Source organism: Spirosoma rhododendri (genome assembly GCF_012849055.1).
Taxonomy (GTDB): domain Bacteria; phylum Bacteroidota; class Bacteroidia; order Cytophagales; family Spirosomataceae; genus Spirosoma; species Spirosoma rhododendri.
In genome coordinates, this window is the sequence record NZ_CP051677.1 from 138221 (window position 1) to 151678 (window position 13458).

Sequence of the window (13458 nt, forward strand, 5' to 3'; positions counted from 1 at the left end):
TTTAGGCAGTGAGCCGGTATATGGCGGCAACTTCACGATTTGATAACGCAGGTCCGTTAGTCGAAGACACATCAGTCGAATGGTCAGGAGCAGCTCAGCCAATCCACCAGCAGGAAGCGAATGACAGCTTACGTTCTGAAGCCAGTTCACTCATGGGGCAAGCCGTTTTGTACAGGTATATCCAGCAGAGGCACACCGACATTGGGTTGCTTTTTTTACGCACGCCCGAACGTACCTGCCTGCTTACTTAATCCGCCTGCTAGCTGACGCACCGAGAGTTAACTACCTGTACATCAGCACCATTACACTCCTAACAATTACTTTCTTTTAACGCACCATTAATTGATTTATAAATTTTATTAAAAAAAGACGAGTAAAACCCCAGTTGCATCCTGTTCTAGGTAGGAATAAACATATCCAGTGCTCAGCACATCGCAATTCTCTACCAACCAATCCACTTGATTTTATGAAAAAACTACTACCCATCCCGCACTCACCGGGCTGGCTTACGGGGCAATTCTTGCTAGCCTGTTTTTTACTGGCGGGTGAACAAACGCCCACGTTTGCCCGAACGGCAACGCCCGATCTGGCCGTATCGGGCCTGTCAGCAACTGCAAAAGCTGACCGCACGATTACGGGCCGGGTTATCGACGACAAGAACGAAGCGATTCCGGGCGTGAGCGTCATTATCAAAGGCACGCAGCGCGGAACCGTTACCGACGCCGACGGCCGGTATAAGCTGGATGTTCCCGACGGCAACGCGCAGCTGGTCTTCTCATTCGTGGGCTACCTGTCGCAGGAGGTAAGCGTGGCCAATCAGTCGACCGTCAATATCACGCTGAAATCCGACGACAAGGTGCTGGATGAAATCGTGGTGATCGGTTACGGTACCGCCCGCAAGTCTGACCTGACGGGAGCCGTATCGGGTGTCAAGGAAGCCGAACTGCTGGAACGTCCCGCACCGTCGCTCAATCAGCAACTGTCGGGGCGGTTACCGGGGGTGCAGGTCAACACCAACTCCGGGCGTCCGGGTGGTCGTACGACGGTTCGGATTCGGGGCTTTAGCTCGATCAACTCGTCCAACAACCCGCTTTACGTGGTCGACGGCGTCATGCTGCCGCAAAATACCGGCGATCAGTTCAGCAACCCGATTGACTACATCAACCCCAACGACATTACCAACGTTGAGGTATTAAAAGATGCGTCGTCGACGGCCATTTACGGGGCGCGGGGTGCCAACGGCGTTATTCTGGTCACAACCCGCAAAGGCAAAGCGGGCGAAAGCCGGGTTACGTACGACGGTCAGTTCAGTGTCAACACCATCGGCCCCAACAAGCCGAAAGTGCTGAACGCCCGCGAGTATCTGGCGGTGGAAGATCTGGCTTACGCCAACATTGCCAAGTTCGACCCCACGGGCTGGGCGGCTGGCAAATACACCAACCTCGACCCAGTGGCCCGGCGCAGAACGTTCAGCGCAGCCCACCCCGGCGTGTTCGATGCCAACCTGAACCCACTCTACGACACCGACTGGTTTAAGGAGTCGGCGCAAAACAAGCTGTCGCAGAACCACCAATTGGGCTTTAGTGGTGGTAACGAACGGACTCAATACTCGATTTCGCTCAACTACCGCGACGATCAGGGGTTGATCAAGACCTCGTACATGAAACGGTATTCAGGACGCTTTACCCTCGACGATCAGGTGAAGAGCTGGCTGAAAGTGGGCGGTACGCTGAACTACAACTACCAGACCGAAAACCTGGTCGACGTCAATGACGCGGTAGCCCGGCAGATCGTGGAAGACTTCCCCTTCCTGCCCGTGCGCTACCCCGATACTGGCATCTTCGCGGAGAACCGCGACTATCCGCAGGCTGAGGGCACGATGAGCTCGGTACACCGGCTGATGGATCGCCGGTACATCCAGAACACGCAGACCACGCTGGGTAGTCTGTACGCCAACATCACGCTGGCGAAAGGGCTGGAGTTCCGCTCGGTACTCGGTGCAAACATTCAGACGCAGGAGATTAACCAGTCGCAGACTCGTACGCTGAATATCGGCGGCAACGGTAACGCGTCGGGTAACAACAACCGCACGAACTTCTGGTCGTCGGAAAACTACCTGACCTACAACCGGCAGTTCGGCCCCGATCACTCATTTACGGGTCTGTTGGGTATCTCGTGGCAGGAAACCACCCGGTTTGGCATCGGCGCGTCGGTGAGTGGGTTCGCTACCGACTACTTCGGTTTCAACAACCTGGGCGCGGGTGCTACCAACCCGCAGGTGTCGTCGTATGCTGATCGGTTTGCGTTTAACTCCTACTTCGGGCGGATCAACTACGGCTACAAGAACCGGTACCTGTTCACGGCAACCGGCCGTGCCGATGGTTCGTCTAAATTCGGGGAAAACAACAAATTCGCGTTTTTCCCCTCGGCGGCTCTGGCCTGGCGCGTGTCGGAGGAAGACTTCCTGCGTGGCAACCCAACCATCTCGAACCTAAAAATTCGTACCAGCTACGGTCTGACGGGTAACTCCGAAATTCCTCCCTATTCGTCGCTGTCGCTGCTCAGCTCCAACTACGCCACGATCTACGGCGACACGCGGGCGGGTGGTACGGGTATCAACCGACTGGCGAACCCGGACCTGCGCTGGGAAAAAACGGCACAATACGACGTGGGCCTTGAATTGGGGCTGTTTAAAGGGCGCGTCAACATCGAAGCTGACTACTACTACCGCCTGACGACCGATATGCTGCTCGACGCCCCCGTACCGCAGTCGAGCGGTTACGCGACCATCCGGCGCAACGTTGGTTCGATGCAGAATCAGGGCTTTGAATTCGCCGTCAACACAGTCAATGTTAACGGGCCCAAGTTTACCTGGAATACGACGTTCAATATCTCATTCAACCGCAACAAAGTATTGTCGCTGGCAACTCCGTCGGACATCTTCAACGTAGGTGGGCCTAACTTCACCAACCCAACCAACGTTATCCGGGTCGGCGAGCCGGTTGGTTCGTTCTGGGGGCTGACCCGCCTGGGTACCTGGAGCGAAGCCGAGCGTGACGAAGCGGCCCGCTACACCAGCTACCGCAACGGCCTGACAATTCTGCCCGGCGACATCAAGTACCTCGATGTAAACGGCGACCGCGCCATCACCGACGCTGACCGCAGCATCATCGGCAACGGTAGCCCGAAAGGCTGGGGTGCGCTGACCAACAACTTCCGGTTCGGCAATTTCGACGCTACGCTTGAATTGCAGTATATGTTCGGCAATCAGGTGATGATGATGAACCTGCACTCGAGCGAAGACCGGCAGGCGCTGGCCAACAGCTACAGTTCAGTACTGATGGCCTGGACACCGCAGAACCAGGATACGCCCATTGCCCAGATTCGGGATACGCGGGCGGGTTATGTGACCAACGTCGACAGTCACTGGATCAAGAACGGCTCATTTTTGCGCGGCCGTAACCTGCTGTTCGGCTACACCTTCCCGGCTGCCGTTACCAACCGGCTGAAGATGAACCGGCTCCGGCTGTATGCGTCGGCGCAGAACTTCTTCCTGCTGCTGGAAGACCCCATCGTTGGCGACCCCGAAGTAACGCCGACCAACCAGGGCACCGGCAACAGCGCCTTCTCGCAGGGCATGATCTGGCACAACTATCCGAAACCAACCACGTATCTGCTGGGCATTCAACTTGGCCTGTAAGCAACAGCTACGTAATCGACCGATTTTCAGTATATGAGACATACAAACCTAAAACAGATCAGCCGGGCCCTCTTGTGTGGGTTTGCCCTGACGAGCGTCGTCGGCTGTAAAACGTTTCTGGAAGAGCAGGCTCCGTCGAACCTAAGCCCCGACAGCTTCTACACCATTCCCGACCATGCCGAAGCAGGCATTGCTGCTACCTATTCCGGACTGCGGTTTATGGGCGACGGAGCCGGGATTTTCTCCAACAACTGGCAGTTACTGGAAGCCCTGACGGGTACATCGACGACGGAAACCGCGCAGAACTCCGACCTTAACAACCTGTACGGACTGGTTCACGACGGCAACACCATCCACGTTGTCAACTACTGGAATGGACTGTACCGGATCATCGCCAACGCCAATCTGGTTCTTGCCCGGACACCCGGCATTCCGCAGATGGATGCTGCTCAGAAAACCAAAATCCTGGGAGAAGCCCGGTTTTTGCGGGCATCGGCTTACTTCACAGCTGTACAGCTGTGGGGTGCCATCCCGCTGATTACCCAACCGCAATCGGCAGTTTCGACGGATTTCATGCCAGTACGTACGTCGCCGGAGGAGGTTTACAAACTGATTGTCGATGATCTGGTAGCGGCCGAAGCCGCTGGTTTGGCCTGGACCGACGCGACCGGACGGACCAATCTGGCAGCGGTGAAAACGCAGTTGTCGAAGGTGTACCTGACCATGGCGGGTTTTCCGCTCAGCAAGGGTGCTTCGTACTACAAACTGGCCGCCGACAAAGCGCTGGAAGTGATCACCTACGCCAACGCCAACCCCTCGTCGATCAACCTGTTTTCGACCTACGACGACGTACACCGGGAGAGCAACAAAAACCGGCTGGAGCATCTGTTCATGATCCAGTACAACACGTCGGTAGCCGCTAACCCGATGGACAACTTCTACCCCAACTTCAAACCGGTGACCTACAACGGTCCCGGCGGGACGGGCAGCTCGGTGCCGACGCCATCGTTCTACAACTCCTACGAAAGCGGGGATTTGCGGGCGAAAGATCAGGTGGGCTATTTCTACACGACCTACTACACCAACGGCAACGGTACGCAGTTCAGCCTGGGTGCGCCTTACGTGTTCAAGCACTTCAACCGGACGGCCAATGGTACGTCGGGCGTGGCCGGAACGCGTCAGAACAACCTGAATGTACCGCAGATTCGCTTCGCTGAAACGCTGCTGATTTACGCCGAAGCGCAAAACGAAATGGGTGGTCCGAATCAGGCGGCTTACGACGCCATGAAGCGGATTCGCGACCGGGCCACGCTGACGACGCCCGCGCTGGGCAGCTTCACGCAGGCTACCTTCCGCGACGCCGTACTGCGCGAGCGCTGGCATGAGCTGTGTTACGAGCAGATCACGTGGTTCGATATGGTCCGGCTGCGGAAGGTGTACAACGACAAAACCAACGGCTTCGACAATTTCGTGGGTCACATCAACCCCAGCTCCAACCAGGCGTTGCAGGAAAAGCACCTCCTGCTACCCATCCCCCGGCAGGAACTCCTGAACAACCCAAACCTGAAAACCCAAAACCCAGGGTATCCGGGCGTGTAGCACTGTTGAATGAGTGAATGATTGAGTGATTGAATAGGCTGACGCGAGTCTCCTATTCAATCACTCATTTTTCTTTTAGTGATAGCATGGTTTGCGTCAGCCCACTCAATCACTCATTCACTCAATCATTGTAACTCCCTTCCGATACGCGCTGGGGGTTTGGCCGGTGGCTTCGCGGAAGGTTTTGTTGAAATGCGACAGGTTGACGAAACCCACCGCTGTACCTACGTCGGCGATGGTACGGGCCGAATGCAGCAGCCGCTGCGCCTGACTGACGCGGTATTCATTGACGAAATCAGTAAACGTCAGGTGGGTCATGCGCTTGAAATAGCGGCTGAACGCCGGAATGGTCAGATTAGCCAGATCAGCAACGGTGCGGATGTCGATGGGTTCGGCATAGTGCGCTTCGACATACTGACATACCCGGTCGATGCGGGCCTGCTCTTTGGGGTTTAGTTCAAAGCGGGTGCCATCGGCGTGGAGTGGGACGCCATCGGTAGCCGTTGCCATGATGTGCAGCACCTGAAGTAAGGTCAGCAACCGCTCGAACGGCGTTTGGCCAGGCAATTGCTTCATCCAGTCAGTTACAGCCTGCCGGGTTTCGGCACCAAACAACAAGCCCGTATGCGACCGCTCGAATAGCCGCCGGACAGTTGCCAGTTCGGGTCGGCTCAGAAACGAGTCACCCATAAAATCGGCGCGTAGCTGCACAACGACTTCCTCAAACGCATCGCCAACGTGGCCGTAGCTGAAGTTCAGGTGCGGCAGATTCGGGCCGATAAACACCAGATCGCCCGCGTCGTAATGCCCGACGCTGTTACCGATGTGCCGCCTGCCCTGCCCCGCCGGAATAAACACGATCTCGTATTCGGGGTGATGGTGCCAGAACACCCGACACGGTTCAGCCCCTGTCGCATGGATGACCCGAAACGAACTTCCCGCCCCCGGCTCGATACGCTCAAACTGTAGTTTCATAGTGGGTTTTCGGTATTCGGTTTACAGTATACGGTTTTCGGTCGGTTTCCTCTCCAGGGGCTTTGTCCATCTCCGGGGGCTGTGTCCTCACAGCCCTCTACGCCCGGCAGGTCGCGGATGGCTGGCGCGAGTGGGGCCTGTGAAGACACTGCCCCTGGAGTCGGTTAAGTTTCGATTGGGAAAACAGCACTCCACAGCACCTTAAACCTTGAACAACAAACCTTAAACAAGACAAAGAAACTGACATGCCCAAATAAACGTTTATACAGTAACTAGTAACGACAACTTACCATGAAAAACGTACTGACATTCGCTGCGAGTCTTCTACTGCTGGCCGGATGCGCACAGGCTCAGTCGAACGAGACGGCTCCAGCTAAATTACCAACGCCCAAAGCAGGCGAAGCCGTAGCCGACTTTGCCGGGGGCTGTTTCTGGGCACTCGATGAAGGCATGAGCCAGCTGAAAGGCGTGCGGGAAGTTATTTCCGGTTACGCAGGCGGCAAAACCAAGAACCCTACCTACGAAGAAGTTGGCACCGACCTGACCGGTCATGCCGAAACCGTGCAGGTTTATTACGACCCGAAAGTAATCTCGTACGATAAATTGCTCGACGCGTTCTTCGCGGGTCATGATCCCACGACGCTGAACCGGCAGGGGCCAGACCGGGGCCGCGACTATCGTTCGGTAGCGTTTTACCGTACGCCAGACGAGAAAAAGGCCATTGAAGCCGCTATCAAGCGCGTCAACGACTCGCACCACTACGACGGCAAAGTTGTCACGGAAGTGGCTCCGCTGACGACGTTCTGGCCCGCTGAAGAGTACCATCAGAACTATTTCGCCCTGCACCCCAATCAGCCTTACATCCAGAGTGTATCGTTGCCGAAGGTCGAAAAGCTGCGGAAAGCGATGAAAGGTTATCTGAAAAATGATAGCGCATTGACCATGAATAAGTAAGCTGCGGCTACTGAACAATCAATACAGCATTAGTTACAGCTAATGGATAACAAAAATAGCCGGCATCGACCGGCTATTTTTGTATCATGAATACCACCATACCGCTAAACATTCACCGCAATCCACTCATCAAAAACGTACTGACGTTTTTTTCGAATCCGCTAGCCCTAGCGGTGGGGCTGGTCTTCGCATCCGACAGTTTGCTGTTCAGTAGCTGGCTGGCGCACATCCCGGAGGTAAAAGCCCGACTGGGGCTGTCAGACGGTCAGCTTGGGCTGGTGCTGTTTGCGATGCCCGCAGGCTTGCTCACAATGAATCCCTTTACGGGCCGTATCATTGCCCGGCTGGGTGAAGCCAAAGCCTGCTTATGGTCGGCAGTGGGGCTGGCCCTGACCGTGTGTATCCCCGTCAACGCACCCAACGCGCTGGTGTTGAGTCTCGGTTTGTTTCTGATGGGTCTGAACGCATCGCTCATCAACGTAGCCATGAACACCGCGGCAACGAACCTGGAGCGCCAGCAAAACATCGTGATTATGTCGGCTTGCCACGGCATGTGGAGCCTGGGCGGACTTATCGGGTCGGGCGTAGCAGGTATCATCATCGCGCAGCATATCCCGCCATCGTGGCACGTCTTCGCGCTGTCGGGGCTGATTCTTCTCCTGACGGTTTTGCTACAACCCCGCCTGGCCCAAATTCCGTCGAGCAGCCGCACATCGACGGGTGAAAAAGCTGGTTCGTCGTTCGTCAAACCCACGGTCGATCTGTGGCTGATGATTCTGATTGGCATAACCGTATCGATGGGTGAAGGGGTTGCTCTCGACTGGAGCGCCGTTTATCTGCACGAAACGCTGGGGGCCAGTAGTCAGGTAGCCGCGCTGGGTTTTGGCTGTTTTTCCCTGACCATGACGGGCCTACGCTTCGTCGGCGATGCCATCACACCCCGCATCGGTGCCCGGCGCTGGCTGATAATCGGTGGGTTTGTCGGTGCTGCCGGGCTGGCGCTGGCGGTTCTTGTTCCCTACCCGCCCACGGCCCTGATCGGTTTTGCGCTGCTGGGTGTCGGCTGCTCGCTGGGTGCACCGATTCTGTACGCGGCTGCGCTGCGCATTCCGGGTATTCCCCCGGCGGCTGGTCTGGCCACGTTTGCGTCGTTCAGCTTCGTCGGCTTTCTGGCGGGCCCGCCCCTGATTGGCTTTATCGCCGAAGCTGCCGGGCTTCCCTACGGCCTCAGTTTCGTTGCCCTGATGATGCTGGTTTCGTCACTTATCTCCCGAAAAGTAAATCTGTACTGACGTGAGTTTAAGGGTTGAGGTTTTCGGTTTAAGGTTAAAACCCCACCGTAAACCTCAACCCTTAAACCAAAAACTTTAACCATTAAACCCACTATGAACGCCGTTATTTTCGACATGGATGGTGTCATTGTCGACACGAATCCGACCCACCACACTGCCTGGCACCGTTATTTTGAACAGCACGGCAAGCCCCTCACCGACGCCGATTTTCTGGAGCACGTTTCGGGTAAGCACAACTCGCAGATCGTCAAACACCTGTTCGCCGACAAACCCCTGACCAACGACGAAATCCGGCAGTTGGGCGACGAGAAAGAAGCGCTGTTCCGCGAGTTGTACAAAGATGTTATCACGCCTGTTCCGGGCATTCCAGAATTCCTGAAAGCACTGAAGGAAGCAGGTATCAAAACGGCGGTTGGCACGTCGGCTCCGTTGGAAAACCTCGACTTTGTACTCGACGCACTAGACCTGCGCCAATACTTCGACGTACTACTCCACGAACGCTCGATCACGCACCCCAAACCCAACCCGGAGGTGTACGAGAAGGCTATGTCGATGCTGGGCGTTACATCCGATGAAAGCGTGATTTTTGAAGATTCGATGACGGGCATTCAGGCGGCTAAAGCATCCGGTGCTTACGTCGTCGGCGTCGCCACCACGCAATCGCCCGACGAGCTACGCCCGTTCGTCAACGACGTTATCCGCGACTTCACCGAAATGACGCTCGACCGCCTGCGGGAAGGCGTTGGCGTCGCTTAAAGCTATTTGGGCATAAAAATAGGGTACCTAGAGCGTATACTTCGGGTACCCTATTTTTACGCCTGTCACAGATACCGTAACGATCAATTCGATCCGGCAAAGTGATCGTAAGTCAGCTTTGCGATATCAGCGATGATCCGCTCATTCGTTTGTACACCCTCGGTTGAATTCGAGACGAATACACTGATGGCGATGCATTTGCCGTTTGGCAACACGATGAAGCCTGCATCGTTGACGGCACCCATCAGGCCGTCTTCCCTCGTTGCCGACGTGCCCGTTTTATGAGCGACTTCAGTACCGGTCGGTAGCAACTTCTTAAGTCGGTTCTCGCCCGTCGTCGTACTGACCATCGTTTTCCACAGAAAATCCTGGCTGTTGAGCGATAGAATTTTACGCTGATAGAAAAGCTTCAGCAAGTCGAGCATCGCGGTCTGGGTTGTCCAGTTCGTGTATTGAATATCCCAGTTCCCCCGTGCCTGCATCACGGCTTCCGTCTCCCGGATGGCTAGGTTTTGAATACCCAGCTGGTGAATAAACGCGTCAACCTGCTTCGGACCGCCTAACAGCCGAAACAGGTAATCACAGGCACTACCATCGCTCTCGGCAACCATGTACTGAATGAGTTTAGACAGTGGCAAATCCACCTCACCATTCGGATAGTCTTCGCCCATTGGGCTATGCAAGCCGGGTACCAGGTCGCTCTTCTTCACGTGCATTTGCTGCGTGAGTTTGAATCGCCCTTTGTCTATCTCGCTTAGCACGGCCAGCGCAACATGAAACTTGTACACGCTCTGCATTGGCATGCGTTTGTCGTCGTTTATTGTCAGCGTTTGTCGGCTGCCAAATTCGTAGATACCCACGCCCACCGTTGCTTTTTTTCCGTTGATGACCTGCTCAATTTTTGCCTGTAGTTGCTCAACCTGAGCAAAGGTTGGCGAAATGATAGTCAACAAGCCAACAAGCAGTAAAAGGGTTCTCATGATTACAGCGAGTGTGAGATGTGTTTTACTGGCAAAGAAGGCAAAAGAAACCGTCAGCAGAACCAGCAGTAAGAAAAGATACTTCTCACACCAATCCAGTTGTAGAATTTGACACGACTAACCTAGCAGTCTATAACCTCCCCGACGTACAACTCTACCGATTTCTGAAGTTGGGCCAAGTCAATTCGGCAGGCGGGCCTGGTGGCTACTGTCCGGCGAAGGGCGTACCGAAAATGCCGACCGCCAGTTCCAGCCACACCAGAACAAGCACCGCCAGAATTGCCGTACAGGCAGCGATACGATAGGTTGAAGTACGAACTTTTCGCAAGGCAAACTCAAACGACAGGCCACTGGCAAGCAACAAAAGGCCGGCAACGACAAAGTCCGAAAGTGTCCAGTTTACTTCATTGGTAAATTGCATAGCCACCAGCGGAAGCAGCAACAGCAAGGCGACAATCAGCACAACAGTGGTTTTTCTCTTCGCGAGCGTAGTCATAACGATCTCCTGTTTTTAGTTTACACCACAAATAAAAAGAACTTTGTATTACAAAGTTTAAATACTGAAATCTATTTCATGTAATTGTTCACCAGCGTTGCGATTCACCTTGAAGTACGACATTCCCACACCGGCTCTTAACGATTTTTAACGCCATCCCGAACTGACGCCCGCTAACAAACCGTTACTTTTACTCGAACAGACCTATGCCGCTGTACCAGCACAACAGGCAGGAATACAGCCCGTTTTACTCATTATGCGTTACGTCACCGTTTTTCTGCTGATCTGCCTGACTATTTGCCACGTGCCCAATCGAGCGCGGGCGCAGGGGAAATATGTAGTCGGGACGGTGGTTGATCAGGTGTCGAGGAAGCCAGTCGACAAGGTGACGGTGGTCAACAAACGCACGACGCAGCGGGCACGGACCAATGCCGCGGGGCGTTTTTTCCTGACGTTGCAACCCGGCGATTCACTGATTATGAACAGTCAGTTGTATAACCGCGTGGGTATTTTGTACGACGGCTCCGACAACCCCACGATCGTGGCCCGCGCCCTGCCGCCCATGCCCTACCGGGTGGTTGATCTGGCCGAAGTGACCGTGACGGGTAAACGCTACGAAGAAGTAAAGCGTGAAATTCAGCTGGAACTGGCCGAACCGACGGCGTCGCGCAAGGTAACGGGTGAGCAGGCATTCGACCGGCTGGCCGACGGCGCGGGCGTGACGCTGCTGTACGAGATGTTTGGTAAGCGGCCCAAATCCGACCGTAAAGCGTACTACATCATGCAGCAGGACCGGCGGCACGCGCTGGCCCTCGAACGCTTCCGGCTACTGGTCGAACAGGCCACGTCGCTAAAAGCCGACGAGGTTGACCGGTTTCACGACTACTGCGATTTCGACGATGATTTTCTCCTGAAAGCGTCTGACTACGACCTCATCAACGCCATTCAGCAGATGCGGAACGGGTTTCGTATCAATCAGCACCGGCCGAGCGGGATAGCTGCCGACCCGGAGCAGTCGCATCAGCCACCGGCGCGCCAACAATCAGGTCAGCCGCTGGGGCAGCGCCCGCCGGAGCAACGGCCCCCGGGTCAGTAACGGTGATGGCGTCATGTTGCCGGATGGTACCACCAACCAGCACTTTAGCCGTCATGCCGCCGTGTCCCCGCATGGCATTGTACCCGCCCGGTCCCAGTGCCGTTTCCATCTTTGAACAGGGGTGACACTGCCCCGTTATCTGCAACCGTACGTCGCCGATCTGCACCTGCTGATCTTTTAACGCCAGCAGATTCAGGCCCGACACGACGATATTCCGGCGCAGCACGCCCGGATCGAGTGTCTCTCGCCCAGTCAACGCAGCCACAACGGGCAGATGTTCGGCCTGAATCAGCGTTACGTGCCGGTTGCCGCTCTGCCCGCTGTAGTGATCGCCCAGCAGCCCTTTTTTCGGCGACACCTCCACCGAGTCGACCACCGTCATGGCGCTGCGTCGTTCGGGTCGTATGCCGATCCACTCCACCCGCCCCATCCGGGGAAACACGTTGAACAGGTCTTTTATGTTGTCCATTAATTAAGAAGTTTAAAGTCTAAGGTTCAACGTTTAAGGTTCCTCCGGCGGTAGCCAACCTTGAACTTTAAACCGCCCGGCGGCCCGGATCAAACCTTAAACCCACTATAACAACACCCGTTTCAGCGTATTCATCTCAGTGGTGGGCGTGGCTTTTTCGTAGAGGATATTGTAGACCGCGTCGACGATGGGCATTTGAACGCTGAACTGCTCGTTGATAGCGTGGATACTTTTTACAGCGTAATACCCCTCGGCGATCATGTTCATCTCGGCCTGCGCCGACTGAATCGTATAGCCCCGCCCGATGAGGTTGCCGAAGGTGCGGTTACGACTGAACGGTGAATAGGCCGTTACAAGCAGGTCGCCGAGATAAGCCGAGCCGCTCAGGTCACGGTGCTTGGCATGGAGGGCGTCGACAAACCGACGGATTTCCTGCATGGCGTTCGATACTAGTACCGCCTGAAAATTGTCGCCATAACCCAGCCCGTGGGTGATACCGCAGGCCAATGCAATGATGTTTTTCATCACCGCGCTGTATTCGATCCCGTAAATATCATCGACGGGGGTTGTCTGCACGAAGCGGCAACGCAGCAGATCGGCAACGCTACTGGCGCAGTCGACACCCTGCGAGGCAATGGTCAGGTACGACTGTTTTTCAAGCGCCACCTCTTCGGCATGGCACGGCCCGGCAATCACGGCAATCTGCCCTGCCGGTACACCATACTGTTCGCTGACCCAATCCGTAACAAGCTGATTGGCACCCGGAATCATGCCTTTGATGGCCGACACAACGGTTTTACCCGCAAAATGCTGGGGCTGGATACCGTGCAGGGCGTCGCTGATAAACGCGGCCGGAACCGCCAGGATAATGACATCGCTATCACGAAAGGCATCGCGGATTTTGGTGCAGACCTTCACCCGGCGGGGGTTTATCTGCACATCGCTGAGGTAGCTTCGGTTGTGATTATACTTCTTGATATGGTCGGCGTCGGTTTTGCTCCGCATCCACCACTTAATCGTAACGTTGTTTTCTGACAGGATTTTGACGAGTGCCGTAGCCCAGCTTCCCCCGCCCACCATCGTTAGCCGCGTCGGTTGACTTACTTTCATGGGGTAAAAAAAGCGAAAAACAGCCAGCGCA

General features: G+C 55.4%; 10 protein-coding genes and 1 pseudogene. 6 read left to right on the forward strand and 5 right to left on the reverse strand.

Annotation, left to right across the window (positions count from 1 at the left end):
- Window positions 1–466: 466 nt before the first annotated feature.
- Both HH216_RS00560 and HH216_RS00565 read left to right on the forward strand, forming a co-directional pair.
- Window positions 467–3700 carry a SusC/RagA family TonB-linked outer membrane protein gene (locus tag HH216_RS00560; protein ID WP_169549016.1) on the forward strand — a complete coding sequence of 1078 codons (3234 nt, stop codon included), beginning with the start codon at window positions 467–469 and terminating at the stop codon, window positions 3698–3700.
- 33 nt (window positions 3701–3733) lie between these two features.
- Entirely contained in the window at window positions 3734–5299 is a 1566-nt protein-coding gene (locus HH216_RS00565) for a RagB/SusD family nutrient uptake outer membrane protein (RefSeq protein WP_169549017.1), read from the forward strand.
- Between the two features lie 117 nt (window positions 5300–5416).
- On the opposite strand, the gene HH216_RS00570 is transcribed toward HH216_RS00565, so the two are convergent.
- Window positions 5417–6274 carry a helix-turn-helix domain-containing protein gene (locus HH216_RS00570; protein WP_169549018.1) on the reverse strand — a complete coding sequence of 286 codons (858 nt, stop codon included), beginning with the start codon at window positions 6272–6274 and terminating at the stop codon, window positions 5417–5419.
- 291 nt (window positions 6275–6565) lie between these two features.
- On the opposite strand from HH216_RS00570, the gene msrA reads away from it, so the two are divergent.
- The 3 genes from msrA (at window position 6566) to HH216_RS00585 (ending at window position 9276) form a co-directional block, all read left to right on the forward strand.
- Window positions 6566–7228: a peptide-methionine (S)-S-oxide reductase MsrA gene (msrA, locus tag HH216_RS00575; protein ID WP_169549019.1), complete on the forward strand. Its 663-nt coding sequence runs from the start codon at window positions 6566–6568 to the stop codon at window positions 7226–7228.
- Window positions 7229–7314: 86 nt separating this feature from the next.
- The gene (locus tag HH216_RS00580) at window positions 7315–8520 is read left to right on the forward strand and encodes an MFS transporter (protein ID WP_169549020.1); all 1206 of its coding nucleotides are present in this window, start codon (window positions 7315–7317) and stop codon (window positions 8518–8520) included.
- A 93-nt stretch (window positions 8521–8613) separates the two neighbouring features.
- Window positions 8614–9276 carry an HAD family hydrolase gene (locus tag HH216_RS00585; protein ID WP_169549021.1) on the forward strand — a complete coding sequence of 221 codons (663 nt, stop codon included), beginning with the start codon at window positions 8614–8616 and terminating at the stop codon, window positions 9274–9276.
- Window positions 9277–9359: 83 nt separating this feature from the next.
- Here the strand turns inward: HH216_RS00585 and bla are convergent, their stop codons facing one another.
- Window positions 9360–10256 carry a class A beta-lactamase, subclass A2 gene (bla, locus tag HH216_RS00590; RefSeq protein ID WP_169549022.1) on the reverse strand — a complete coding sequence of 299 codons (897 nt, stop codon included), beginning with the start codon at window positions 10254–10256 and terminating at the stop codon, window positions 9360–9362.
- A 205-nt stretch (window positions 10257–10461) separates the two neighbouring features.
- The gene (locus tag HH216_RS00595) at window positions 10462–10752 is read right to left on the reverse strand and encodes a hypothetical protein (protein WP_169549023.1); all 291 of its coding nucleotides are present in this window, start codon (window positions 10750–10752) and stop codon (window positions 10462–10464) included.
- A gap of 256 nt (window positions 10753–11008) precedes the next feature.
- Between HH216_RS00595 and HH216_RS00600 the strand changes: the two genes are divergently transcribed.
- Window positions 11009–11848 (forward strand): peptidase associated/transthyretin-like domain-containing protein, encoded by an 840-nt coding sequence (locus tag HH216_RS00600; RefSeq protein ID WP_169549024.1) that lies wholly within the window; start codon window positions 11009–11011, stop codon window positions 11846–11848.
- 61 nt (window positions 11849–11909) lie between these two features.
- Here HH216_RS00600 and HH216_RS25650 read toward each other — a convergent pair.
- Both HH216_RS25650 and HH216_RS00605 read right to left on the reverse strand, forming a co-directional pair.
- Window positions 11910–12317 (reverse strand): annotated as a pseudogene (locus HH216_RS25650) (MOSC domain-containing protein); the annotation flags it as partial.
- A gap of 105 nt (window positions 12318–12422) precedes the next feature.
- The gene (locus HH216_RS00605; RefSeq protein ID WP_169549025.1) at window positions 12423–13427 is read right to left on the reverse strand and encodes an NAD(P)H-dependent glycerol-3-phosphate dehydrogenase; all 1005 of its coding nucleotides are present in this window, start codon (window positions 13425–13427) and stop codon (window positions 12423–12425) included.
- Window positions 13428–13458 lie beyond the last annotated feature (31 nt).